Genomic DNA, 25,765 nt, shown 5'->3' with positions numbered 1-25,765 from the left:
CAACACTGTTCGCTGTCGCCTGTCAGCTCAGACCGGCTGATTGTAATCCTGTGGCATGTCCTGGAAACGCGAGACGTCGCCGCGGAATGCAAGCGGGAACGTGCCCGTCTTACCATTACGGTGCTTGGCCAGAATGATGTCGGCCTCGCCTGGTCTGTCATCTTCGTTGTAGAAGTCGGGGCGATGCACGAGGAACACCACATCGGCGTCCTGTTCGATGGAACCGGATTCACGCAGATCGGAAAGCTGGGGCTTCTTGTCGTTACGCATTTCCGGGCCACGGTTGAGCTGCGAAAGCGCGACCACCGGCACCTCCAACTCCTTGGCCAGCAGCTTGAGCGCACGAGAGAAGCCGGAAACCTCCTGCTGACGGCTTTCTTCCTGTTTGCCCGAGCTCATCAGCTGAAGGTAATCGATGACGACCAGTTTCAGATCGTTGGTTTGCTTGAGACGGCGGCACTTTGCGCGGATTTCCATAAGGCTCATGTTTGGGCTGTCATCAAGGAAAAGCGGCGCGTTCTGCATGGCCGCCCAGAAGTTGTTGAGGGTGTTCCAACGTTCCGCCGTCAGGCTGTCGTTGTCCGCGCGGCGCAAGGCGACCAGCGGCACGCCGGTTTCGGCGGCAATGATACGCTGCGCCAGCTCGGTTTTGCTCATCTCGAGCGAGAAGATGACGGTGGTGAGGTTGTTGTGCAACGCGGCGGACCGTGCAAAATCGACTCCCAACGTTGACTTACCCATGGCCGGACGTCCGGCGACGACGATCATCTGACCGGGCTGCAGGCCCTGCGTTTCGTCGTCGATGCCCTGGAATCCTGTGGGTACGCCTTTTTCGACAGTGCCGGTCTGCAGTGCGTCGAGCTGGTCGAGCGCGTCGTGGACCACCGGGCCAATCGCCTCGTAATCCTGCCGAACCTTGCCGACACTCATTTCGTAAACCTCGGATTGGGCGAGGTTGACGACATCCTCAGCCTGCGAGCCTTCGGCGGAGTAGCCCAGCTGAGCGATCTTGGTGCCGGCAGCGATGACGTTGCGCAGGATGGCGCGCTGGTGAACGATTTGCGCATAATACGTGGCATTTGCCGCTGTGGGCACCGCAGCGACCAAGCTGTGCAGGTAATCGACGCCACCTACCTTTTCGAGGTCGCCGTCCTTGAGCAGCGCGTTGGCCACCAGAACCGCATCGACCGGCTCGGAGGCTGAGAACAGCGTGACAATCGCCTCGTAAATGGTCTGATGCTTGGGCTGGTAGAAGTCGGAGACCTCTATCATCTGCGAGACCTCGCCGATGGCATCCTTGCTCATGAGCATGCCGCCCAACACGGCCATTTCCGCATCATCGTCATGCGGAGGGACGCGATCGAACAGCGTCGCATTGCCTGCCGAGGTATCCGCCTTGAAGGCGCCTGAACCGAAGTCACCGGTCGAATGTGGGCGCGATGAGTCCCAAGATTTTCCGTTTGCCATGCCGACAAGCTTAATCAAGCTCGCTGAAAAAAACAGCGTTTCGCACGTTGTTCCCCCGAAAGCTATACAACCTGATGACCCTGTGCGGGATTTTCTCGGATTTGCAATTTTTCGACACACACGGACTTTTCCATGTGTATAAGAAAAGTCAGTTATCCACATTTGAGGCGTGTCGCAGGGGACAATGAATAAACTTATCCACACCATGGGTATAACTCTGTGCATAACATGGGGATAGTGCTCGCGACAGAAGTACCTAATTTGCGTATTACATCATCATGTGATATTCGATTACTGTCATACCATTATGTCATTTCTTGCAGTGTTTACCACACCGTTTTCACCATTGGTTTGGTCGCGCAGCCCTGAGACTCGACTTGCTGAACATCTGAGAATCGCGGCGCGTGCAGGCGATAGCAAAATCTCCCCGATGGACACAAATCCAGCGGGGAGATCCTCAAACTCAGCGGTGTGTGACCTCAGTCGAAGTCGGCGCCCAGCGCGGCAAGTTTTCCTCGGAAATCGGCATAACCACGGTCGATCAGGCTGATGCCCTGAACGTTCGACGGGCCCGAAGCCGCCAGCGCCGCAATAAGATGACTGAAACCACCACGCAGATCCGGCACGTCAATATCGCGGCCCTCAAGCGGGGTGGGGCCGAAAATAACGGCGGAATGCTTGTAATTACGCTGCTGGAAACGGCACGGCAGGCTGCCAAGGCACTCGCGGTATAGCTGGATGGTCGCACCCATCTTCACCAACGGCTTGGTGAAGCCAAAACGGTTCTCGTAAACGGTTTCGTGAACGATCGAAAGACCCTTGGCCTGGGTCAGCGCCACAACGAGCGGCTGCTGCCAATCGGTCATGAACCCAGGGTGCACGTCGGTTTCGATGGCCACAGGCTTGAGATCACCGCCCGGATGCCAGAAGCGGATGCCCTCGTCGGTGACGTCGAACTCACCGCCGATCTTGCGGTAGACGTTGAGGAAGGTCATCATTTCGGGCTGCATGGCGCCCTTGACGAAGATGTCGCCGTGTGTGGCCAAAGCCGCCGAAGCCCAGGAAGCAGCCTCGATGCGGTCGGTCAGCGCGGTGTGGGTGAAGCCCTTGAGCGTCTTTACGCCTTCGATGCGGAAGGTACGATCGACATCCACCGAAATGACCGCACCCATCTTCTGCAGAACGGCAACCAAATCCATGATTTCAGGCTCGGTTGCAGCACCGGAAAGCTCGGTCCTGCCTTCGGCCTGAACCGCGGCAAGCAACGTCTGTTCAGTCGCGCCCACCGAAGGGTACGGAAGATGAATCTTGGCACCGTGCAGACCGTTTGGAGCCGTGATATGAATGCCGTCCTGATGCTCCTTATCCACATTGGCACCGAGCTTGCGCAGGGTCTCCAGATGGAAGTCGATCGGACGTCCACCGATGTTGCACCCGCCGAGCTGTGGAATGAACGCCTCGCCCAAACGGTGCAAAAGCGGGCCGGAGAACAGGATCGGAATGCGCGAAGAGCCGGAAAGCGTGTCTACATCAGCCACGTCCGCCAGACGAACGTTGGTCGCGTCAATCTTGAGCGTGCCTTTGTCATCGTTCCAATCAACGGTCGCGCCGTGCAGACGCAACAGGTCGGAAACCACGTGCACGTCACGAATCTCAGGGACGTTTTTCAGTACGGAAACACCGGGGGCGAGCAGCGCTGCCACCATCGCCTTACTTACGAAGTTCTTGGCACCGCGCACCTTGATGGTGCCGTTAAGCGGTTTGCCGCCCTCGACGTGCAACACGTCTTGTGTAGTATCTGCCAAATCAACCTCTTTCATCGTCACCGCCATGCCACGCAGGCATGCAAATTACCCGTTAATATCCAGTGTGCCACAACGGTTGTGGCGGCTCGGTGAAGCAACGTCGAAATGCGCCTGCGGCCGAACCTCAATCATTACAAGCAACATCGGCGCATTCTTGTGTATTCCCCGCGTCCGTTTGCAGCACAACAATACAATATGCTCTAAATCGGCACCGGAACAAAAGCCAAGCGCACGCAAGGGGTACTGGCGTCCACGGCCATTCGCGAACAGCGGCCAAAGCACGACCAAACGGGTCCAGCAGGGCCGCCCATTGAGGAATTTATCGGTGCGAGTTAAACACTGAGGGGGCCGGACCACTGGGAATCGTCAACAGGGCGGGCGGACTTCACCGTTTCTTCCTTGGCACGGCGGGCCGGAATGGTCTTGGGTTTGAACGGGAAACGCTCGGCACGCCGGTGCTCGTAATCGGTGATCGCGTCCTCATGCTGCAACGTCAGGTCGATGTCGTCGTAGCCGTTCATGAGCCGCCAGCGCGTGTAATCATTGACCTCGAACGGCAGAACGATGTCGCCGCAAGTCACGGTGCGCTCCTTGAGATCGACGGTCATCTCGCGGCCGGGCTCCTCCTCGAGCAGCTTCCAAAGCAGCTCGACGCCCTCCTGCGGCATAATCGCGGCCAACACACCGTTCTTGGCAGTGTTACCGTAGAAAATATCAGCGAAACGCGGACTGACGACAACGCGGAATCCGTAATCCCGCAAGGCCCATACGGCGTGCTCGCGCGACGAACCGGTGCCGAAATCAGGACCGGTGACCAGAATCCTGCCCTTATTGGCATATTCGGGCTTGTTAAGAATGAAGTCTGGGTCACGCCGCCACGCATAAAACAGTGCATCATCGAAACCCGTTTTGGTCACGCGCTTCAAAAAGATAGCCGGAATAATCTGGTCCGTGTCAACGTTCGAACGGCGGAGTGGAACGCCGACACCGGTAATCTGCGTAAGTTTTTCCATGATGTTTCTTTCTTATGATTCCAAATGTCCTCGAGGGTTCGGATGCATTCAATCGCGATTGCCCGAGTTTCAATCCTGGCCCGACATATCCGGTTTTACACGGAAACCTCAAAACCAGCAAAAACGCGGGGAAATCGACGTCGGAGCGGCACCAGCAACAGCGGTCGGCCTGCTCACAGGTCGGCGGGACTCGAGATTGTGCCTCGTATGGCCGTGGCGGCGGCGACCAGCGGCGAGGCCAGATGCGTGCGGCTCCCCTTGCCTTGACGCCCCTCGAAGTTGCGGTTCGAAGTCGAAATCGAGCGTTCGCCGGGCACAAGCTTGTCCGGGTTCATGCCCAAGCACATCGAGCAACCGGCGTTGCGCCATTCCGCGCCGAAGTCGTTGAAAATCTTGTCAAGCCCCTCGTCTTCGGCCTGCAATCGGGCGCGAGAGGAGGCCGGCACGACGAGCACGCGGTGGATGGAATCGGCTTTGTGATGACCTTTCATCACGGCTGCGGCGGCACGCAGATCCTCGATACGGCCGTTGGTGCAGGAACCGATGAACACCGTGTCAACCGGAATCGACTTAATCGGTGTGCCCGGCTTGAGGCCCATGTATTCGAGCGCGGACTGGGCCGCCTGCCGCTGCTCTGCGTCGGCAATCGTCTCCGGGTCGGGCACATCGGCAGTGATCGGCACGCCCTGCCCAGGGTTGGTGCCCCACGTGACAAACGGCGCCAAATCGCTTGCATTGATGGTGATTTCGCGGTCGAACGTCACATCATCGTCGGTCTTCAGCGTCTTCCAGTAGGCCACTGCCTGGTCCCACATCTCGCCGCTGGGCGCGTGCGGACGGCCCTTCAAGTACTCGAACGTAGTCTCGTCGGGAGCGATCATGCCCGCTCGTGCACCCGCCTCAATGGACATGTTGCAGATGGTCATGCGTGCTTCCATCGAAAGCGAACGGATGGCCTCGCCGCGGTACTCAAGAACGTGCCCTTGGCCGCCACCGGTACCAATTTTGGCGATGATGGCGAGAATGATGTCCTTAGCGCTCACACCTTCCGGTAACTTGCCTTCGACGTTGATAGCCATGGTCTTGAACGGCTTGAGCGATAAAGTCTGCGTCGCCATGACGTGCTCGACTTCGCTGGTGCCAATGCCGAACGCCAGCGCCCCGAACGCACCGTGCGTGGAAGTGTGAGAATCACCGCAGACGATAGTCATGCCAGGCTGTGTCAACCCGAGATTGGGAGCGAAGGCGTGCACGATGCCCTGGTCGGCATCGCCCAGCGGATGCAGACGCACTCCGAACTCCTTACAGTTCTTCTCCAACGTGCTCAGCTGCTTGGCTGAGATTTCGTCCGGGTTCGGCTTGTCGATGTCGATCGTGGGTGTGTTGTGATCTTCGGTGGCGATGAGCAGGTCAGTGTGGCGCGGCTTGCGTCCCGCCAGGCGCAGCCCTTCGAACGCTTGCGGACTGGTGACCTCATGCATGAGCATAAGATCGATGTAGATCAGATCTGGGGCACCGTCTTTGCCCTGGCGCACCAGATGGTCAGCCCAGACCTTTTCTGCCAATGTGCTTGCCATACGACCTCCTACCGTCACTCTTTCTGATCGCTTTCCGTTCGATGCAGGCCGCAAAAACGTCGCGGCCCTGTACAGTCCCGAGTATGGCCGCTTGTCAACTATATGAACATCTCCGGTTCGAATGGTGAGATATATGATCCGATAGACCCCACTGTATATTATTTGCATATGGAATCATTATCGACGGGCCCTCAAGCGACACGAGTCTCAAACGCGTCCCAAGCAACCGACACTGCCGACCAGAATTTGGAACATGGCTCAGACCATGACGAAATTCATTCCGGTGTCGGAGTTCTCGATAAAGCCGTCAAAATTCTCGACGCCCTTGAAAACGGGCCATCCACACTGGGACAGCTCGTGGCCGCAACCGGGCTCGCACGCCCCACCGCGCACCGGCTGGCAATAGCACTGGAACGCCATCGTTTCGTATTGCGCGACCAGCATGGACGTTTTATTCTGGGCTCTCGTTTCGCCGAATTGGCCACGGCCGCCGGCGAAGACAAGCTGCTGACCGCTGCCGGACCGATTCTGCAAACGTTGCTCGATCGCACCGGTGAATCCGCTCAGATCTATCGCCGCCAAGGCGACCAGCGTGTGTGCATCGCCGCCGTCGAACGAACCAGCGGCCTGCATGATTCAATCCCCGTGGGGGCCATGCTTTCGATGAAGGCAGGCAGTGCGGCGCAGATTCTCGTCGCTTGGGAAGATTCCGAGCGCCTGCACCAGAGCCTGCGTCACGCGAAATTCACCACGGCCACCCTGGCCGCCGTGCGCCGCCGAGGCTGGGCAGATTCCGTCAACGAACGAGAAGAAGGCGTGTGCTCGGTCTCCGCGCCGATCCGCAATTCCTCCGGCCAGGTCATCGCGGCCATTTCCATCTCCGGCCCGTCCGGACGCATGAGTTCGACGCCGGGCCGACGCTATGCACCGTATGTGATGGCCGGCGGCAAATACCTCAGCGATGCCCTTATGAAGGCTAGCACCGGCAGGTAATCCTCTGCACCACAGCGTTTCGTTTAAGACGCTTGAAACGCACGATAGTAAAAATGGGCGGCCGCACTGAGTTTGTGCGGCCGCCCATTTTGATGTCACAAAAACCGTTACTTCTTCAGGTGCATACGGCGCAGGATCTGGGCAAAGCGATTGGGGTGGCGCAGAAGATTCGTGCCTTCCTTCGCGGCATCGGGAGTGCCGTTAAGCGCATAGGTATAGACCTTGTTGGAACTCGCCTTGCCCACCAACTCACCAAACTCAAGCAACTGCGTGCGCGGCTCATGGGGGTGGCGAATGTCAAATTCCAGCAGCCTTGCCGCACGCTGGGCCGGCGCGGGGCCGTATGAACCGAACCCGCAGGTCGGCGTCGCGATCAGCATCAAGCCGTCAACGGACCCGGCGAAACGGTTGCGGTGGTCGTGCCCGGCAAGCAACGCGAAATAGCCGTCGGTCGCCTGCATAATATCGAACTCGCCGGTGTCGGTGTCGGGGCAGCTCACACCCTCCCCCAAAAAACTGCCAGGTATGGTCTTGGACTCGTCGATAACGTAGTTGCGACCAGCAAACGTGCGGTAGCCTTCCACGGCGTGCGCTGCCGTGCCCGGCACCTCCTTGAGCAGGTCGTAATACTGCGGCACCGGGATATGCTGGAACACCATCGATTTGGCGCCCACCAAGCCCGGCGCGACCTTGAGGAACTCAAGCGCCTTCTGGCTCGGCGCGCCGTAACCGCCCAGCTTGCCGTAATCGCCCGAGTTGAACAGCACCAGCCCCAGCACATTGCCGCGCTCGTGCGTCTGCCCCACCGGCAGCGCAAACGTGCCTGCCTCGCAGGGGTAGATGTACTGGTCGGGCAGACCGCTGCCAGGCTGCTTGCGCGGCCGATCGGAACGTTTTTTGGTCGGCTCGGGGTTGAGGCATCCGGGAAATTCCCGATAAATCTCGTCCAGCTCAACGTTGGAAAGACCGCACTGGAAATCATGGTTGCCGTAAGTCACGGCCCACGGAATGTGGCGCTCGTTCAGCGGCGCTACAAACTGCGCGATGCACCCGCGCACCAGTTCACGCGTATGTTCCAGCTCAGCCGACCGCCGCTTGGCCGCCGCGCTACCCATCGACCACTTCTGCGGCGTCCACGTGCGCTTGTGGAACGTGCCGGCGTAGCCCTTGTCGTACCCGGCGATCTGGTTGCCGGTGAAGATGACGATATCCGGTCGAGAGCCGTCGAGCGCGGCTTCAATCAGCTTGATGGTGTCCGAGCTGACGTTCGGCCCGTCCTGGATATCTGACAGAACCAGCACGCGGAACTTGCCGGAATCATGGAATTGCAACCGCCCAAGACGAGCCGAAACGGACACCGGCCGACCACCGCCCGAATGAGTGTGCTGGATGCGCGGCGCAGAAGCCAAACCTGCCGAGTCCCTGGCCGCGTGCGTTAGATCAGTCATTACCTCAACCTTTTCCCTGGCGCTACCGTAGCTTTTCTTCATCCAGCATACCCCGATGCACACGCTTCGGGACTTACACCAGCACCGCAGATCAAAACACGTGCAATTGCATATAAACCCAGACGACTAGCAGACCATATTTTGGCGTATAGCCCATGCAATTGGCGCTCAGGCCCCGAAATCTGCCATGCCGCACGGACTCTTGGTTCCGGATACCAAAAAGCCCCGCAAGCGACGAGCTGCGAGACTTTTAAATCTTTGCTGGGGTACCTGGACTCGAACCAAGAACAACTGAACCAGAATCAGCCGTGTTGCCAATTACACCATACCCCAATTGGCTTGGTGCCGTAGCCGGTTAGCAACTATAGCACTTCGTACCTCCAACCGGATTTGAACCGGTGTTGGCGCCGTGAGAGGGCGTAGTCCTAGGCCGCTAGACGATGGAGGCTAACTTGTTGCTGCTTTCACAACACAACAAGCTTACACTTTAGCGAACTTTGCACCCCCACGCAACCCGGCGTGTTGCTATGAGCATATATCCGTCGCCATAGCAGCCAAAAAACACCCCAAGAATTCCCAATCAGAGCCTCACCCCAACATCAAAGCGCGGTACCCGATTTGCGTTTGTATTGAACCAAGGTTATTATCGAACGATAAAGCACGTCACATAAGAATACCGCGCACCGGTCACACGACCAGGGCAAGGGCTTTCAGGAGAAGGAAGGCAAGGCAACCGTGGGTATCCTCAATACCATCATCACCACAGCACTGTGTATAACCACGGCAATAGGCGCCCCCACCCCCGCTCGGCCGACGGACTAACGACCGCCGACCGGCACAACTAGACTTCCCGCCCGGTTCATATACCCAAAACTCGGACTGGACGGGAACCACAGCTGGTTGCCCGCATGAAAAACACCCAAAACACCCACGTGCGGGCAGCCGGCACTACACAATCAGTGTGTAAATGCACGGGCAACGATGCCTCTGCTTTTATGAATCTCCATAACGATGAACTCTCTGGCTGCCACATGAAAACTCGTAGTATCTCGCCATTCACAGGTACATACCCGTGACCAGAAACCTTGCTCACAACAAGCCTCTGCATACAGCAAGAGTCCGTTTTATCAACGGCACTGTTGTGCGTTGATAAAACGGACTCTTGGGGTTTGCCCCCCCCGCACGCAGTTGCGCGAAGGCGGGGTCTTGGTTTACAGGTGCTCGCGCAGGCCCTTTAGACGAGCGAGGGTCAGCGGCTTGCCTACGATTTCCATCGACTCGAACAGCGGAGGGGAAACTCGGCGGCCAGACATCGCCACACGCACCGGGCCGAATGCCAGGCGCGGCTTGTATCCGCCCTGCTCGACGAGCGCGGTGTTGAGTGTCTCGTGGAGGCTGTCGGTCACCCAATCGACCTCGGACACACCGTCGAGCGCCTCGATGGCCTTGTCGAGCACTTCGGCGGCTGATTCCTTGAGCGTCTTGCGGGCGTCGTCCTCGGGCTCGATGTATTCCTCGTCACCCAGGAGGCTGCCGACCATGCCCGCAACCTCGCCCAGCAGTCGCACGCGCGGCTGGACCAGGGGTGCGGCCTCGGTGAGCACCGTGCGTTCGCGGTCGGTGAGCGCATCCCATGAATCGGCGGAAACTACGCCGTCGCGGTGCAGATACGGCACGGAACGATTCAGGAAGTCCTGCTGATCGAGCATGCGGATGTGCTCGGCGTTGATGGCGATGGCCTTGTCGATGTCGAAGTGGGCTGGGTTGGCCTTCACGTCGCGAATGTCAAACTTCTCGATCATTTCTTCCATGCTGAACACGTCGCGGTCCGGCGCGATCGACCAACCGAGCAGCGCCAGATAGTTGAGCAGACCCTCGTAAATGAAGCCGTTCTCGCGGTGCAGGAACAGGTTGGACTCCGGGTCGCGCTTGGAGAGCTTCTTCTTGCCTTTGCCCATAACGTAAGGCATGTGACCGAATACCGGCATCTCCTTGGCGATGCCAAGCTCGATGAGGTAGCGGTACAACACCACCTGGCGAGGCGTGGAGCTGAGCAGATCCTCGCCGCGCAGCACGACGTTGATGCCCATGAGCGCATCATCAACCGGGTTGGTGAGCGTGTAGAGCGGATCGCCGTTGGGACGCACGATGATGAAGTCCGGGACGCTGCCGGCCTTGAACTCGATATGTCCGCGAACCAGATCGTCGAAGGCAATGTCTTCATCGGGCATACGTACACGCAGGGCGGGCTTGCGGCCCTCGGCCTTGAACTGGGCGACCTGCTCGTCGGTCAGGTTGCGGTCGTAGCCATCATAGCCGAAAGCCTTGGGGCGGCCAGCCGCCACGTTTCGCGCCTCGATCTCTTCGGGGGTCGAATACGACTCGTAGGCATAGCCCGCGGCGACCAGCTTGCCGGCGACGTCCTTATAGATGTCGTTGCGCTCGGACTGGCGGTACGGTCCGTTGGGCCCTCCGACCTCAACACCCTCGTCCCAATCGAGATGCAGCCATTTGAGCGCGTCGATGATCTGGTTGTAGCTTTCCTCGGAATCGCGCTCGTGGTCGGTGTCCTCGATGCGGAACACGAACGTGCCGTGCGTATGTCGCGCCTCCGCCCAGTTGAAGAGGGCGGTGCGCACCATGCCAACGTGCGGCGTGCCTGTAGGCGACGGGCAAAAGCGCACCCGCACGTCTTTGGGCAGTTCAGGTCTGGAATCAGTTGCATTTTCAGTCATATTCCCATTATGCCGCGCGAGATTGACGGGAAGGGCGTTGCCTCGGTACCAACTGCAACTCAAACATGAAGTCGGTGTCGTCCAATCGATAGCGCTCGGCAAGATCGGGGCCGCAGCCGTTGGAACCCAAACCACTCTGCACATAATCAAGGCACAACACGTTGGATTCGCACGGCTCAAGCTCATAGCAGTGCCTTTTGGCGGTCAGCTCCTCTTGGGTGAAGGGCAGCAGCTGGAACGATGCTTGTCGACGTCGCTTTCGTTCGGGCCATATCCGCAATACACCACACGTCCCATTGCCTTTGGCATGAACAGACGAAGACCGAACCGCGGCAGGAACTGCAGCGTTTGGTCACGTATAACATGCATGGCCAATGAGACGGCCCCGTCACGGTGAATCGTCCAGGTCGTATCGGCCTCAAGCACAACCTGCACCGCAGGGGCCACCAGCGTCAGATACGCGCTGATTGCAACGTTGCCGATGCCGGCACCGGCAACACATGAACCTCGTCCGCCCGCGTCATGACGTAGCCGTAACCGGCGGCCTCCCGGTCTTTCCTGACAAACATGTCATTATCGGTCGGTGTGCGCCAGATATTTACTTCCATCGGCCTGTCGATAAGCTGGCAGTTGTGGAAGACCATCGAGGAGAACATGCCGGTTCTTTTATCGCATACGTACTGCCATTGCGCGCCGCCGACACAAATTTGCCTTGCATCCTCGTCAATCAGCACGTCATCCGCGGCCTCATGGCTCTGCTCGAGCAGGCGTGCGGCGAGCAGGTTGCGACCATCAGCGTTATCCATCGGCACCTCGTCGAAGTCCAAAGGGTAACCGGCAGGAAGCACGAGGCTTGCCTTGGCCGTGGCATAGCAGACGAACAACGTGGCCTTGCCCTAATCGGGAACCGAGATATCGTTCAGACGAACCGTTCCCTTTTCGTGCGGCTCAATCCGCAAACCGGCGGCATCGACCTTGCCTTCGTTCACCGTTTTCCCGTCCACAAGCAGACGCCAGGTGACGACGACATCGGAGGAATTCCGGAAATCCATGTACTTATACAGCGTCAGCGAGCGCGTTTGCTGGTCGAACGCGACGACGCGAAGCGGCCTGAATACGTTCTTGAATTCCTTAAGGCCCGCATGCACAGTTCTTATCGCGTTGACGTTGTGTTTCTTCATGATTCTCAGATCCCGCAGCATCTGCGCACGCGTTACTGCGAAACCCGTATCGGGTTCAGAATCATGTCGGTTGACGCCGTGCAGCTTCACCGGCCTGTGGTTAACACGCAGAACCCCCGCATCGATGTCAACAGCGCGTACACCGACACTATCGACGATCATTTCGCCCTTCCCCGGCAGCCCAGTGAAAAAGTACAAACAAGTAAAGGTAAGGATCTTCGGCGTTCCACAGGTGCGGACGGTCCAAGTTCAACGTCGCCCTTGCCTCGGACTCAAAGCCCTCGCTGTCGTGATGGGTCTAGCTGTGCACCGTCTGCAACATATGACCGGACGCGCCCAGCAACGAAACGGTCACATCGGTATCACTCGATGCAAAAAGTCAAAATCGACCGTAATCGTGGCTTGTCTAAGGCCATCGCCTAGCTTCGCATGAACGAAAAAGTCGCGAATCGCGTCCTGCGGGCGTTCCAGAAGGTACACACTGCGGAAAATGCCACTCATACGGAACTTGTCCCGATCCTCAAGATAGCTTCCGTCGCACCATTTCAGAACCAGCACGACCATACGGTTAGCACCCTCGCGCAGAACGTCGGTTACATCAAATTCGCTGATTGAGCGCGAAACCTGGCTATAGTCCACCAACCGGCCGTTCACCCACACGTATAAGCAGGAGTCGACGCCTTCGAAATCAAGAGACACACGGGGAGCGTCTTCGTTCCTGCTATATTCGAAATCTCGCATGTACAACGCACAGGGGTTGTCTTTGGGAACGCGCGGCGGATCGAACGGGAACGGATAGCGGAAATTGGTATATTGCGGTTTGTCATACCCGTTGCATTGCCATACCGATGGCACTTCGACCGAATCGAAGGCGGTCTGTTCTTGATAGGCCTTGCCGGCCTCGCGAATCCGCCGCACCTTCGTTCGTCGGACCGGCGTACACGAATTGCGACTGCCCGAGAACCTGTGTCGGCCGCGTCTCGACAGCTTATTTCAGCGCTTTTCCAGCGGAGCCGAGCTGCACACAGGCCTCGACCACGCGCTTGGCCATCGCATCCTCCGCTTCTCGACCCCAAGAACGAGGGTCATAGTAGCGTTTTTCGCCCACTTCGCCGTCCACCTTGAGGACGGAATCGTAGTGTTCGAACATGTGGCCGGCGACCACGCGGGTGAAGGCGTACTGGGTGTCGGTGTCAACGTTCATTTTCACCACGCCGTGGCGCACCGCGGCGGCGATGTCGTCGGCCGACGAACCCGAACCGCCGTGGAACACAAGCATGAACGGCTTGCCGTCATGAAGAGTGCCGGCCGCATATTTTCGCCCATTTCCAAGCGTTCCGGACTCCGCGGCGGACGCGACCTCGCGCTGGATCTCCCCGAGCAGTTCCGGGCGCAACTTCACCACCCCCGGCTTGTACGCACCGTGCACGTTGCCGAATGTGAACGCGGCCATGTAGTTGCCGCGCTCGCCCAGACCGAGCCGGCGGGCGACCTCGACGCCATCAGCCGGGGTGGAATACAGCTTCTCGTCAATATCCGCGCGATGGCCGTCTTCTTCGCCGCCGACGGCACCGATTTCGATCTCCAGAACGGTGTGCGCTTTGTCCGAAAGTTCCAACAAATCCTCGGCAATGTCAAGGTTCTCGCCCAGCGGGACCGTTGACCCGTCCCACATATGCGATTGAAATATCGGCTCTCGGCCGTGGGCGACCTCGTCCGCATCCCTGGCGAGCAACGGCCGCACCCACCCGTCAAGGTACTGCTTGGCGCAGTGATCGGTGTGCAGAGCGATGGTAATGTTCGAATATTTCGCCGCAACCTCATGCGCGAAAGCCGCGAAAGCGAGCGAACCGGCGACACGATCTTCCACCCTCTGACCCGACAGATAGGAGGCCGCACCCACCGACACTTGGATGATGCCGTCCGATTCCGCGTCCGCGAACCCCTGCAACGCCGCGTTCAGCGTCTGGGTGCTGGACACGTTGATTGCAGGGTATGCATAGCCGTTCTTCCGCGCCGATTCCAACATCTGCCGATACCGCTCAGGATTCGCAATAGTCATAACCTTATTATGACCGCGACTCTCGCCATTCGTGCGTCGCTTCAATTCAACCGCCCCAAGCGATGCCAGCCGCCGCATTGCCGGTATTGACAGCATTGGAAGCATTGCCAATCGAAACAACATCACTGGACGCCAAAAACCCTTGCTGGTGAAGACTTACGAAACCCTCAGCGACAACCGATCCATCACCGTATCCGCCAAAATATCCGGAGCCGGCGAAGACAAGAGTTTGAAACCATCTTCGTCGGACTCGAGCGGTTCCAAGGTCTGCAACTGGGAATCAAGCAATGAAATGGGCATGAAGTGGGCACGCTGGGTCATTCGCCTGCGCAGATCGTCCTTGTCGAGGTCCAGTTCGACGAAGACGACCCGACTCTTGGCCTGGCGCAGCACATCGCGGTAAACTCTCTTGAGCGCCGAACACGTGACCAAGGTGCAGTGTCCCTGAGCCGATTGCTCACTGATCCAGTCACGAAGGGCTTGCAGCCAAGGCCAACGGTCCTCGTCGGTAAGCGGGTGCCCTGCAGCCATCTTCTCAATATTGGCTTTGGGGTGGAAATCGTCGGCCTCGGCGTACGGCCATTTCAAGTGCTTGGCAAGCTCTTCGGCAAGTGTCGTCTTCCCAGTGCCAGCTACGCCCATAACGACAATACTTACGGTCTCCTTCTTTCCCATGTCACCATCACCATTCGTGCATGGTGCCATCAAGCAGCCTGCCCACCGGCAACGGGGCGGACTGGTAGAGATGCTTCGCAGAGAGCTTCTCATCGAAGCCAACACTGAGATCCGGCTTGTTTCCTGGGTGCAGGTAGCCGTCCTCGAAGGTGTAGGAGGTATGGAAAACCTCAAGCGTCTCGTCACTATGTTTCATGTATTCCTGGATACCGAAGTTCAGAATGGCGAGATCGAGGTGCAGGTTCGCTGCCATGCCCACTGGCGAGACATCCGTGGGACCGTGGAAGGCGGACTTCACGCCGAACAGCTCAACAAAAGCCATAAGCACACATCGCATCAGAGCGTATAGACTCAGCAAAGAACTGGATTGTTTGAAGAAGGAATCTGAAAGAGCGGATGACGGGAGTCGAACCCGCCTCTGAAGCTTGGGAAGCTTCCATTCTACCGATGAACTACATCCGCAGTGGTTATATACAATAACGCACAACAAAATTGATTTTAGCACAGGATTGTGAGCCACGCGCCGATTTTTAGTATGCAACCTGCGCGGGCTGGGTGGAACCTGAACGATTTCGGCTCGACCCGCTGCTGGCCCCAGCGGGAATCATCTGCATCTCCTGGGCCATCTGCATCAGGCGGTTGATGCGGTCTCGGGTGGGCGGATGGGTGGAGAACAGACGGCTGAAACCCTCGTTGGAGAACGGGTTCGCGATCATCATCGCGGCAGCCGACTGCGTACCGGCGGTCTGCGGCATCGGGTTGGCCTGCGCCCCAGCGGTAATCTTGCTCAACGCCGATGCCAGCGCGGCCGGGTCACCGGTGAGCCTGCTGCCATCTTCATCAGCGTCGTATTCGCGGGTGCGCGAGATGGCCATCTGAATCAGCGAGGCGCCAATCGGCGCGAGAATCGAACTCAGAACGACGCCCACCAAACCAAGCGCGCCCGATCGTTGCTCATCGTCGCGCTGCCCACCGCCGAAGTACATCAGCATGTAACCGAGGTAGGTGATCACCGTCGCCATCGCGCTGGCAACGGCCGAAGTGAGAATGTCATGGTTGTAGACGTGCATCAGCTCGTGGCCGAGCACGCCCCTCAATTCGCGTTCGTTGAGCATGTGCAGAATGCCCTGCGTACAGCAGACCGCCGCATGCCGCTCGTTGCGGCCGGTGGCGAAGGCGTTGGGGCTCATGGTCGGTGCGATGTAGATACGCGGCATAGGCTTGCCGGCACGGGCGGAGAGCTCGCGGACAATGCGGTAGAGCTCGGGCGCCTCGGTTTCGGAGACCTGGCGTGCGCCCATCGACGCTATGGAGATGCGGTCGGAAAACCAATAAGACACGAACGTCGTGGCCAGACCAATGCAAATGTAATAGACAAGCGTGCCGCTGCTGGCGCCCGTGGTCCACCAAATCAACATGATAATGGCCCACATCAAGGCGAAAAGCAGCGTCGTCTTGAGACCGTTGAGATGTCCATGAACTTTCATATTGCCATCCATAGATAGAAGTGTAGGGACCGAATCTGGCAGTTTGCTGAATTGTGGCTGAAAGCAAAAAGCGCGGTCCTGATTACGGAAACCGCGCAGTTCATCGAGTCTTAGCGCATCATTTCAGTGCATTTCAGTGCATCTCAGCAGATTCCAGCGCATCTCACGACAACGTGCGTTCAGCCAAGTGCAAGTTCGCGCATCTGACTCGGATCGATGACCTTCTTGTGCTCGCGGCCTTCCTTCGCGCCTTCGGCACGCTCATACGCGTCAATCTTCTTCCAGCCGGCGAAATCGATGGGCTTCACACCGCGTTCGGCAAGCAGGCGATCGATAGATTCAGGATCGCGATCAGGCGCGATGCAGCCCTTTGCCCCGCTCTCGCCATCAGCGACCTCGGCGTTGGCAAGGTCCTCAAGCATGTTGCCGACGATGAGCAACGCATCGGACTTGGTGGAACCGATCAGGCCGACCGGCCCACGCTTGGCCCAGCCCGTCGCATAGAGACGCGGACGAACCGTGCTCGTGCCGGTCTCGGCGGTAAACGCGGGCTCTGCGAGAATGCGGCCACCCTCGTTGGCGAGCACATGACGCTGCTCATCATAAGCGACGCCGGGCACAGAGGCAGGCTTGTAGCCGATGGCGTGGTAAACGGCCTGGACGGGATAATTCGTGAACTCACCGGTATGGCGCATCACACCGTCGGCGCTGGTCTCGGTACGCTCAACATGCAAACCGACGACCTCGCCGTCTTCTCCCAATACCTCGGTAGGTGCGGAATTGAAGTGAATGTAGTACTTCTTGGTGGCAGGATTGCCTTCGAAATCAACACCGCCACCGTCTTCCATGTCTTCGGCCATGTCGCGAATCACGAACAGCTCCTCCACCATCTGGCGAGTGAGCTTGTCGCTGCCGGCCTGCTCCACGGTTTCTTCGTCAAGCTCGAAATCGTCCTCGTTGATGATGATCTGCACGCCCGGCAGCTTCTCGAGTTCGCGCAGTTCCTGAACGCTGAACTTGGCCTGAGCCACGCCACGGCGGACGAACAGGTGCAATTCCCGAGCCTTGTTCTCCTTGATGCCCTCGTAGACATTGTCCGGAATATCGGTGCGGACCTTGAGATCGTCGGCATTGCGCACCAGCTCACGCGAAACATCCATCGCCACGTTGCCCCCGCCGATGACCGCCACCGTTTCGGCTTCCAGCGGCCAAGTGCGAGCGCCGGTGGGATAGCCGTCATACCATTCCACGAAACGTGCGGCGCCGTAAACGCCTTCCAGATCAGACCCGGCGATGGTCAGCGGCTTATCGGCTACCGCTCCGGTGGCGAACAGCACCGCATCATACCGTTCCATCAGGTCGTCAAGGTCCAGATCGCGCCCCAATTCCACGTCGCAGTAAAGGTGAATATCAGGGTTATCAAGCGTTTTTTCCAGCGCGTCGGCGATGAATTTGATGGCCGGATGATCCGGCGCGACACCGTAACGCACCAAACCGAACGGCACCGGCAGCTTCTCGAACAGGTCAATGCGCGCGTTGTCGGGCAATCTAAGCGACTCCCCCTTCTTCTTCAGTTCGCGCAGGAAAATATCGGATGAATACACTCCCGCCGGGCCGGCACCGACGACGGCAATACGGAGTTGGTTGCTGTTGTTTTCGCTCATGGTTCTAGACTATCGCATCAAGACGCACCTCGAAAGACCCACCCGAGCGTTTCATCACCTTCGGAACGCGGGGAATTGCGAACCCTCACGGCTATACTTGAATCCGTTCGCGCGGTTGGTGGCAGCAGCTGCGCCAAGACGACAACCATAACGCGTGCGGTGACAACGCAGTACGGATCCAAAGAATGGTGTGAAATGGCACCTTCGTTCGTTTCCGACGGCTTTACCGCACACCAACGTATCGGCTTGATTCGTCGCGCGGACTCCTCACCTTTCCGTCGACGCCGTTTCAAGCCGCACGACAGATAAGGTGATTTACAATGAGCTTCACTACGGGCTTTACGCATATTCGCGAAATTATCAACCGTCTCGGCAGCACATCAGCCAACCGCAATGACTGCCGCAACGCGCTTCGGGGAACGTTACACAAAACGGCAGCGATGCTGGGCGTTGCGGCGCTGGGTCTTTCCCTTACGGCGTGCGGTTCTTCCGACAGCGCCAAGAGCGCAAACAATGCGGACGGCAAACCGACCCTGACGTTCATGCTTGATTGGACGCCGAACACGAACCATATCGGACTGTATGTGGCGCAACAGCTTGGTTATTTCAAGGATGCCGGCATCAACGTGAAGATCCTTCCCACCGCTCAGGCCGGTGCGGAAACCAGCGTGCAGAACGGCGTGGCGAACATAGGTTTCTCCAAGCTGACGGACCTGGCGAACACCAATTCGCAAGGCGCCGATCTTAAACTCGTGTTCAACCTCACGCAGAAGCCAATCGCTCGTTGGTGCAGCCTTGCAAGCCGCACCGACATTAGAACACCCAAAGACTTTGCGGATAAGACCTTCGTAAGTTTCGGTTCCGCGGAACAGAGCGCCTCAGTTCGTCAGATGATTCGTTACGCCGGCGGCTCCGGCGGCTTCAAGACCGCAACCGCAGGCACCAACACCTTCCGCACGCTGACCAGCGGAAAGGGTGATTTTGCGGGCTTCTACGCCAATTGGGAAGAGGTGGAGTCGCAGCTCAACGGCCCGGCGCTCAACTGCTTCGCCGCCGACAAGTGGGGTGTGCCGGGCAACCCCGATCAGATTGGCTTCATGGTGAAAAACTCCTGGGTCAAGGACCCCCAGAACGCAGAGAACCTCAAGAAGTTCATCAAGGCGGCGCGCCGCGGATATGACTACGCACTGTCCAACCCGGACAAAGCGGCCGACATCCTGGTGGAGCAGAACAAAACCGCGCATCTCGATCCGAAACTCGCCCACGCGTCGATGAAGAAGATCGTCGACGAGGGCTATTGGAGCGGCAACGGCATGGACGACACCACAACCAACGGCAAGCCCAACCAGAAGGTAACCTCTGCCATCAATACGGAAGACGGCCAAAAATATCTGGACTTCCAATTCGATGCCGGCACCTACACCGATTCACACAAGAAGAAGCTTGCGCGCGCGCCCCAGGTCAGCAAACTATCGACCAACGAATACGTGCGCTAAGACCGACTGGCAAAGTCTATCGTCCGTCAGCGAGCGATAGGGCAGCCAAGAAACTAGCGACCACCGGAATACAGCGAAAGAAGAGCAATGTCAACGAAACGGGAGCATAAGACGAGGGAGCCTCAGAGTTGGCTGCACAAGATGTTGCCGCCGGCAATCACCATCGGTGCGGTGTTGGCGTTTTGGCAAATCGCAGCGGATACGGGCCTTGTCTCCGAACTCACGCTCTCCTCACCGGCGACCATCATCTCGTCGATGATCGCCACGTGGCCCGACCTGATGAGCGCTGCCGCGGTGACGACCGGCGAAGCACTGGCCGGTTTCATCATTTCGGTGGTCGCCGGTATTGCCATCGGCGCCGGCCTATACGTTTCAAAAACCGCCAATCGCGCCTTCTACCCATTGCTGGTGGCGGCCCAAACCGTCCCGATCATCACCATAGCCCCGCTATTCATGATTTGGTTCGGATTCAGCTTCGTTGGCAAAATCGCGCTCGTCGCCGTTTTCAGCGTTTTTTCCATAGCCGTCGAAACCTCGCGGGGTCTGACCGCGGTGCCTCGTTTCTATGAGGATGTGGCCCTGACGTGCGGGGCAACGAAAACGTGGACACTGTTTCATGTGAAACTTCGCGTCGCCGCACGCCAGATTTTCTCCGGCATCCGCATCTCCGCCGCTTACGTTTTCGGCACCGCCGTCACAGCCGAATACCTCGGAGCGACCAACGGCCTCGGCGTATGGCTGCAAAGCGCGTTCAACTCATTTCAAACGGCTCTGATCTTCTCGGCGGCCGTTGTGGTGGTTGCCCTCACCGGCCTGTTGCTAGCCCTCGTCTCTTTTACCGAACACTTACTGCTCGGCCCCGCCGAAAAGGATGATGCCGTATCGCTGGACCTAAGCGAGATGTGAACGTGCGACGCCATCGGCCAACAGACTCCGACAACAAGCGAGACTTGATTAACCCCATCCGCAACAATGCAACGTCCTTCATCAGACCGTTTCAGCCACACCGAACCAACAGTACACTGCACCCAACAGCGCCGAGAACCAAGCATTACCTTGCCCCATTTTCGAACAACAACGGAAATGCACGAAAGCGACCATCCCGCAAACATGATTTAATTGATATTGACTGCATAGACTAAGTGTTGAAGTTGTATTGAATCACTATTCGCGACGCTTCAACTCCGTGAATGTGTAGTTCGTCAGGATTCAAACACTGACAACTGATTCAACAGAAGAGAGGATATCAATGAACGACATGAACGCCATGAACGGCGCGAACGATCCAAACATAGATCCGGCAAATCCCAACCAGAACCCTTATGGAGCCACCCAACAGACGCAGCAAAACAACGCGGCCCCGCAACAGTTAGGCACTGACATTCCTCCATATCAGCCGACGGCAGAAGCCCCGGCCCAACCGATCAACCCCAACCCGCAATACAACCAAGGTGGTAACTACGGAGCCCCGGCCGCAGTGGAAGTTCCCCTGAACAAGCCGTTCTACGGATGTCCGCCGCCGGAGGCAATCAAACGTTTCTTTGTCAAATACGCCAACTTCAAAGGACGCGCAAGCCGTAGCGAATTCTGGTGGATCATCCTATTCATCTTCGTCGTCAAAATCATCATCAGTCTGATCAATTCAATCATTCTGGACACGGACGAAAGCTTCATCGACACCATCTGGTCAATCGCGATTTTCATTCCGTTTTTGTCCCTCAACGTTCGCCGTCTCCACGATACGAACAAGTCGGGCTGGTGGCTGCTGCTCCCGGCGGCCATAACGTTTGTCTGCACTGTTACAATGGTCGTCTTACTGCTTTTCGCCGGTTACCATGTCAGCTCACTGAGCGACACCGACATTGCTCAAGATATAGCTAACAGCGCCGCAATCGGATTGATCATCGGAGCCTTCATTCTGCTGATCTGCTATCTTGCAAGCTTTGTCATCTATATCGTATTCATGTCAATAGCGCAAAAACCCGAAGGTGTCCGATACGACGAAATCACACCGGCACAGCCTGTAATGCAGAGCATGATGCAAGGTGAGCAGAGGCCGCCCATGAACCAGCAGTCCTTCAGATCCACAAACGAGACCATGCCACAGAGCGGTCAGGAAACTCCCGCAGCTTCGTACAATCAACAGCCCGGCATGCCGACCGAGATGAGCGCGCAGCCTGACATGCCGAGCGCATCAGGTGAACAGCCTTACGTACCGGCGCAACCCGCGAGCATGCCGATTCAGCAACCGAACGTTGCCCCTAGCAATGGCAACAACACCAGCGACTTCCAGCCCCCGTTCATGAACGGCAACGGAAGCAACCAGCAGTAACCTCCAGTAGGCTGCCATCACAACGGCACGCAACCATTGGGCCCTGTCTCCGAAATCAATCAGAGACAGGGCCCAATTCATAATGCTACTTTGTCAAGATGCGCGGTCCCGCAACATTTACAGCTCCACCGGCGGCTTATCTTTGTCCTCCGGAACATCCTTGAACTTTTCGGCCAGCTTGTCTTTTTTAAGCTTCTCTTCCTTTTCCTTCTCAGCCTGCTTGACAGCCACAGGATCGAACATGACATCGTTACGATGCTTCTCCCATTCAGCCTTGACGATAGGCGCGACGAACGATGTCAATGCATCGGCGGTGGAATTCTCCCCGGAGCGTTGCCGATGCTTGTCCAAGGCATCTTCGAACTGGCGGCTTGAAAGGTAGATGCGCGGAATCGCTATGCGCTCGCACAGCTCGTTGATATACAGCATCACCGGGATGAAGTTGTGAGCGGTATCACGAACCGAAGGCTTGTCAAAACCGCCGACCGTATCAATCACTTCAAACAACGCCCCCACCGCGGCTAACACCACGGCAAGTCGCTGTGTCACGCTTTCCACATCCGCTTCATTCGGACGTTCCCCGCTGCCATCCTGCTCCGAACCGGTCAACGAACCGGAAAGAACGGTGGTCTCAATCTGCTCAAGTCCTTGGGCCACGGCTTCCACCGTCCGCTCGTCCCAGTCGACGCGCAGGTCACCGGAGCCGGCCATCACCAGCGACGTGTCACCAGTGCTCGAATATCCTTCCATCTGCTCATACGCGTCGTAAACGTCAAGCAGCGCATCCACTATGGATTGCGAGCGCCCCGGAATATCAACGGCACCTTCGTAAACGAACTCCGCGTCCGCCATCGATATGTCTTCGTCGGTAAGCACTTGAGCGGCAGAACGCCCCACCCGCACCTGCAGGTCCTCGGCGTATTTCGCGTCATTGGCCAGTTGCTGCGCGGTCTGCAGCGGCCATAAACCGATAAGCTCGGCTCCGGCCTGCGCAGCGTCGCGTACCTCGGGCATCAACGCCAAGCGCGCCAATTCACCGTCGCTGATGATGCCGCCGCTGATGATGCCGCCGCCAATATCGACCGCCATATTGCTCCTTCGCCATACCGTCAACCGACTGTTCGACTCTATCGTAATCTATTCACGGCATCGCTGCCGCCATAACACCGCATCGCGGTCACATACAACCATAAAAACGACTGCGATGCGTCATTGCACATCTGCCGCGGGATCGACATAAGCGATATGCAGCACCTTGCCGGTTTCACTGTCGTAGGTAATCGAAGTTATCGATGCGAGCGCCGTATGACGCAACAGCATATTGTGTTCGGGATGTCCGGTTTCAAGCATGTGCCGATAGCTCCAGATTGGCGATTCATGGCTGACGACGATGACCTGCTCGCCGGGATGGTTGCGTACCGTTTCCTGCGCGAAATCGCTGACACGATCGGCGATGTGCCGATAACTCTCGCCCCAGCTCGGCCGCCAAAGGTTGCGAAGCAGCTTAAGACTGCGCGAACGCCAGAGGGCTGCCTTGCCGTGGCCTATGCGCAAACCGCGAAACTCATTGCCAGCCTCGATGAGTCGCCGGTCGGTCTGCACCGTCAATGCCACATCACCCCGTGCCTGCCTTATCCCGTTGAGATCATCAAGTATCACCTGGGCCGTCTCACGCGTGCGGTCCAGCGGCGAGGAATACAACGCAACCGTCTGGCTCATCTCAGAATCCATGGCGATGTATCGCGCGGTGGCTTGGGCCATGCGCACCCCGACAGCCGAAAGGTGGAAATTCGGAAGACGTTCGTAAAGCAGATGATCGGGGTTCTCGACCTTGCCGTGACGGACGAAATGCAGTGTGGTCTGCGGCATGGATGTCTCTCCTTGTCCATACAACGATTGGCGCGAAATTTCGCGATCTGGGCAATTCCTTCAACAGCCTACCAGCGGGCAGGCACGCCCGAGCGTCACCCGAGACCACTGCGATTCCATCGCTCGTCAACCATTGTGAACACCGTCCGACCAATCTTACCAACGGAGATTTGCCACAATTTCGCAGCTTGCCGACCATTGAAATGCCGACCATGAGACAGCCCACAGCGCACCCTGGCAGACGTTTGCGAAACATTTACCTTTCAGCGTTTTCCCATGGCTCAACTACCGCGTGTTGAGGATGCATGACGACTAGAGTATCAAAACTGAAAGAAGTGATTTCAAGACTTTTGCTCCCACAGCTCGTTTAAAGCGGAACGTTTTGCGGCGGTACGTATGGCGCCCGAAAACCAACGAACTGTACTGCGCCCACATGAATAACACCCACCTCTATATCTTGGAAGGATACTTGTAGCCAATGCGCCCCATACCTTTTTCCGGTTTCAAGGACGTCGCACATCGACTTTTTGACGGCTACGCCGAACTACTGCGCATGCCACATACCGCGCGTTTCGCAGTAGGATCGGTTATCGCATGCATGCCTTTCCCAATGGTCGGCATGACCATTACCATTTCCGTGCAGCACTACTACGGCAACTACACGCTTGCGGGTGCACTGAGCGCGGTCCAAGCCATTGCGCTGGCGATTATGAGCCCAGTGCTTGGCAAGTTGGTCGACAAGTTCGGGCAACGACAGGTTTCCATCCCCACCATCATCGTCTGGATAGTGGCTGCAACGGCGTTGGTGTCCTGCATTGCCGCTCGAGTGCCAGCGTGGATTCTCTTCGTCATCGTCCCCTTCATGGCCGCCATACCACCGTGGGGAGCAATGTCCCGGAGCCGCTGGACCAACCTGCTGCGGGGCGACCCGGTACGCACCGACCGCGCCTTGTCTCTTTCCGGCGTCTTCGACGAAGCGATGTGGGTTATCGGCAATCCACTCGCCTCAACACTGGCCGTCATTTCCGGCGTACTTGCGTTTTCGGTGACCGGTATGTGTGTCATCGTCGGCGCACTAATGTTCCTGACCGAACTGAGCACCGAACCACCCTCACAGACCGAACTCGCACGCAAGGCCGGCATTTCACGCAAAGAATACCGTCAACGCGAAGCCTTGAAAGCAGCCAGGTTGCGGGGCAAGGAAGAAGCGGCCGAAGAAAAGGCTGGGCTGTTTAAATCCGGGCAATCCATCTGGGGCCCCGGCCTCATTGCGATGTGCGTGACATGGTTTGGCCTCGGAGCCTTCCAGTCCGCCGCGTCGATTTCGATCATCTCGTTCGCCACCGAACAGAACATGAAGCAGTACACAGGCTTCGTCTTCGCCTGCTTCTCGTTCTCTTCGATGGTCGGCGCGATTTTCTACGGTGCAAAAAACTGGACGATTCCGCTATGGAAACGCTTCTATTTCTGCCTGCTTGTTGTCAATCTAGGAATCGGCTCATTCATGTTCGCCCATAATATCTGGACGATTATGGTCATCTACCTGATTATCGGCGTCTGCCAAGCACCGACTTGGATCAACGGCAACCAGTTGATGCTGCATCTCGTTCCGCCGACCCGTTTCACCGAAGGTATGGCGTGGACCAGCGCAATGAACTCAATCGGCGGATCCGCGGGCTCGGCCATTGCCGGGTTGTTCATCGACCAGATGGGCTCACACGGCGGATTCCTCGTGGTGACGATTCTGGCACTGACTTCGCTCGCTCTTTCCTTCACGGGCTTCAAGCAGATCAAGCAAAGCACCGAAACCCCGATGCTCACCGCAGTCGAGATCTGATGCGCGTCGATTGCGCGGTTTCCAGTCGAACATAGCAAGGAAAAATCGCCGACGCGCCGCCTTACGAGGCGATGCGGATAACCCAAAACGAACGTGCCTTCGTACTCTCATCCATTTCCCAAGC

At 57.7% G+C, this 25,765-nt stretch carries 21 protein-coding genes, 3 tRNA genes and 2 pseudogenes; 5 read left to right on the top strand and 21 right to left on the bottom strand.

From position 1 onward, the window contains the following. Window positions 1–27: 27 nt before the first annotated feature. From dnaB to leuC, 4 genes are all read right to left on the bottom strand, one after another. Window positions 28–1,467, bottom strand: a complete 1,440-nt coding sequence (gene dnaB, locus GA0061077_RS06380; RefSeq protein WP_091848177.1) for a replicative DNA helicase — start codon at window positions 1,465–1,467, stop codon at window positions 28–30. Window positions 1,468–1,946: 479 nt separating this feature from the next. Continuing rightward, the gene (gene murA / locus GA0061077_RS06375) at window positions 1,947–3,272 is read right to left on the bottom strand and encodes a UDP-N-acetylglucosamine 1-carboxyvinyltransferase (RefSeq protein ID WP_091848175.1); all 1,326 of its coding nucleotides are present in this window, start codon (window positions 3,270–3,272) and stop codon (window positions 1,947–1,949) included. 332 nt (window positions 3,273–3,604) lie between these two features. Continuing rightward, window positions 3,605–4,285, bottom strand: coding sequence for a 3-isopropylmalate dehydratase small subunit (gene leuD, locus GA0061077_RS06370; protein ID WP_091848098.1), 681 nt, complete (start codon window positions 4,283–4,285; stop codon window positions 3,605–3,607). Window positions 4,286–4,458: 173 nt separating this feature from the next. After that, window positions 4,459–5,862, bottom strand: coding sequence for a 3-isopropylmalate dehydratase large subunit (gene leuC / locus GA0061077_RS06365; RefSeq protein ID WP_091848097.1), 1,404 nt, complete (start codon window positions 5,860–5,862; stop codon window positions 4,459–4,461). Window positions 5,863–6,108: 246 nt separating this feature from the next. Between leuC and GA0061077_RS06360 the strand changes: the two genes are divergently transcribed. After that, window positions 6,109–6,855: an IclR family transcriptional regulator gene (locus GA0061077_RS06360; protein ID WP_311389046.1), complete on the top strand. Its 747-nt coding sequence runs from the start codon at window positions 6,109–6,111 to the stop codon at window positions 6,853–6,855. A 107-nt stretch (window positions 6,856–6,962) separates the two neighbouring features. Here GA0061077_RS06360 and GA0061077_RS06355 read toward each other — a convergent pair whose 3' ends face one another. From GA0061077_RS06355 to GA0061077_RS06285, 15 genes and pseudogenes are all read right to left on the bottom strand, one after another. Continuing rightward, window positions 6,963–8,303, bottom strand: a complete 1,341-nt coding sequence (locus GA0061077_RS06355) for a metallophosphoesterase (RefSeq protein WP_091848095.1) — start codon at window positions 8,301–8,303, stop codon at window positions 6,963–6,965. Between the two features lie 261 nt (window positions 8,304–8,564). Beyond that, window positions 8,565–8,636: transfer RNA gene (locus GA0061077_RS06350), tRNA-Gln, on the bottom strand. A 42-nt stretch (window positions 8,637–8,678) separates the two neighbouring features. Then, window positions 8,679–8,751 (bottom strand) — tRNA-Glu (locus GA0061077_RS06345). A gap of 763 nt (window positions 8,752–9,514) precedes the next feature. Continuing rightward, window positions 9,515–11,038, bottom strand: coding sequence for a glutamate--tRNA ligase (gene gltX / locus GA0061077_RS06340; protein ID WP_091848094.1), 1,524 nt, complete (start codon window positions 11,036–11,038; stop codon window positions 9,515–9,517). Window positions 11,039–11,045: 7 nt separating this feature from the next. After that, window positions 11,046–11,464, bottom strand: a pseudogene (locus GA0061077_RS07150) (beta-galactosidase small subunit-related protein). A gap of 26 nt (window positions 11,465–11,490) precedes the next feature. Next, entirely contained in the window at window positions 11,491–11,844 is a 354-nt protein-coding gene (locus tag GA0061077_RS07145) for a beta-galactosidase small subunit-related protein (RefSeq protein ID WP_159426931.1), read from the bottom strand. A gap of 90 nt (window positions 11,845–11,934) precedes the next feature. Further along, window positions 11,935–12,417: a glycoside hydrolase family 2 TIM barrel-domain containing protein gene (locus GA0061077_RS06320; protein WP_234696547.1), complete on the bottom strand. Its 483-nt coding sequence runs from the start codon at window positions 12,415–12,417 to the stop codon at window positions 11,935–11,937. Beyond that, window positions 12,368–12,472, bottom strand: a complete 105-nt coding sequence (locus tag GA0061077_RS07280; protein WP_143249629.1) for a hypothetical protein — start codon at window positions 12,470–12,472, stop codon at window positions 12,368–12,370. Before GA0061077_RS07280 ends, GA0061077_RS06320 begins: the two co-directional genes overlap by 50 nt. A gap of 178 nt (window positions 12,473–12,650) precedes the next feature. After that, window positions 12,651–13,080 (bottom strand): annotated as a pseudogene (locus tag GA0061077_RS06315) (sugar-binding domain-containing protein); the annotation flags it as partial. Window positions 13,081–13,207: 127 nt separating this feature from the next. Next, window positions 13,208–14,281, bottom strand: coding sequence for a class II fructose-bisphosphate aldolase (gene fbaA, locus GA0061077_RS06310; protein WP_091848088.1), 1,074 nt, complete (start codon window positions 14,279–14,281; stop codon window positions 13,208–13,210). Between the two features lie 156 nt (window positions 14,282–14,437). Further along, complete coding sequence (locus tag GA0061077_RS06305; protein WP_234696546.1) at window positions 14,438–14,956, bottom strand: gluconokinase; 519 nt, start codon at window positions 14,954–14,956, stop codon at window positions 14,438–14,440. Between the two features lie 7 nt (window positions 14,957–14,963). Next, a complete protein-coding gene (locus GA0061077_RS06300; protein WP_234696545.1) occupies window positions 14,964–15,278 on the bottom strand; it encodes an enolase C-terminal domain-like protein in 315 nt (104 codons plus the stop codon). Window positions 15,279–15,347: 69 nt separating this feature from the next. After that, window positions 15,348–15,418 (bottom strand) — tRNA-Gly (locus GA0061077_RS06295). A gap of 68 nt (window positions 15,419–15,486) precedes the next feature. Continuing rightward, window positions 15,487–16,455: a zinc metalloprotease HtpX gene (gene htpX / locus GA0061077_RS06290; protein WP_091848087.1), complete on the bottom strand. Its 969-nt coding sequence runs from the start codon at window positions 16,453–16,455 to the stop codon at window positions 15,487–15,489. Between the two features lie 167 nt (window positions 16,456–16,622). Further along, window positions 16,623–18,107 (bottom strand): FAD-dependent oxidoreductase, encoded by a 1,485-nt coding sequence (locus tag GA0061077_RS06285; protein WP_091848086.1) that lies wholly within the window; start codon window positions 18,105–18,107, stop codon window positions 16,623–16,625. Between the two features lie 440 nt (window positions 18,108–18,547). On the opposite strand from GA0061077_RS06285, the gene GA0061077_RS06280 reads away from it, so the two are divergent. From GA0061077_RS06280 to GA0061077_RS06270, 3 genes are all read left to right on the top strand, one after another. After that, window positions 18,548–19,603 (top strand): ABC transporter substrate-binding protein, encoded by a 1,056-nt coding sequence (locus GA0061077_RS06280; protein ID WP_324609215.1) that lies wholly within the window; start codon window positions 18,548–18,550, stop codon window positions 19,601–19,603. A gap of 87 nt (window positions 19,604–19,690) precedes the next feature. Next, window positions 19,691–20,509: an ABC transporter permease gene (locus tag GA0061077_RS06275; protein WP_091848084.1), complete on the top strand. Its 819-nt coding sequence runs from the start codon at window positions 19,691–19,693 to the stop codon at window positions 20,507–20,509. 343 nt (window positions 20,510–20,852) lie between these two features. Beyond that, complete coding sequence (locus GA0061077_RS06270; RefSeq protein WP_091848083.1) at window positions 20,853–21,935, top strand: DUF805 domain-containing protein; 1,083 nt, start codon at window positions 20,853–20,855, stop codon at window positions 21,933–21,935. A gap of 117 nt (window positions 21,936–22,052) precedes the next feature. On the opposite strand, the gene GA0061077_RS06265 is transcribed toward GA0061077_RS06270, so the two are convergent. Beyond that, entirely contained in the window at window positions 22,053–23,024 is a 972-nt protein-coding gene (locus GA0061077_RS06265) for a hypothetical protein (RefSeq protein ID WP_091848082.1), read from the bottom strand. Between the two features lie 120 nt (window positions 23,025–23,144). After that, a complete protein-coding gene (locus GA0061077_RS06260) occupies window positions 23,145–23,804 on the bottom strand; it encodes a histidine phosphatase family protein (protein WP_091848081.1) in 660 nt (219 codons plus the stop codon). A gap of 478 nt (window positions 23,805–24,282) precedes the next feature. On the opposite strand from GA0061077_RS06260, the gene GA0061077_RS06255 reads away from it, so the two are divergent. Continuing rightward, a complete protein-coding gene (locus GA0061077_RS06255) occupies window positions 24,283–25,641 on the top strand; it encodes an MFS transporter (protein WP_091848080.1) in 1,359 nt (452 codons plus the stop codon). The last annotated feature ends 124 nt before the right edge of the window (window positions 25,642–25,765 follow it).

Source organism: Bifidobacterium commune (assembly GCF_900094885.1).
GTDB classification, from domain to species: Bacteria; Actinomycetota; Actinomycetes; order Actinomycetales; family Bifidobacteriaceae; genus Bifidobacterium; species Bifidobacterium commune.
The sequence above is the reverse complement of the archived record's forward strand: the minus strand, read 5'-3'. Positions and strand labels throughout refer to the sequence as shown.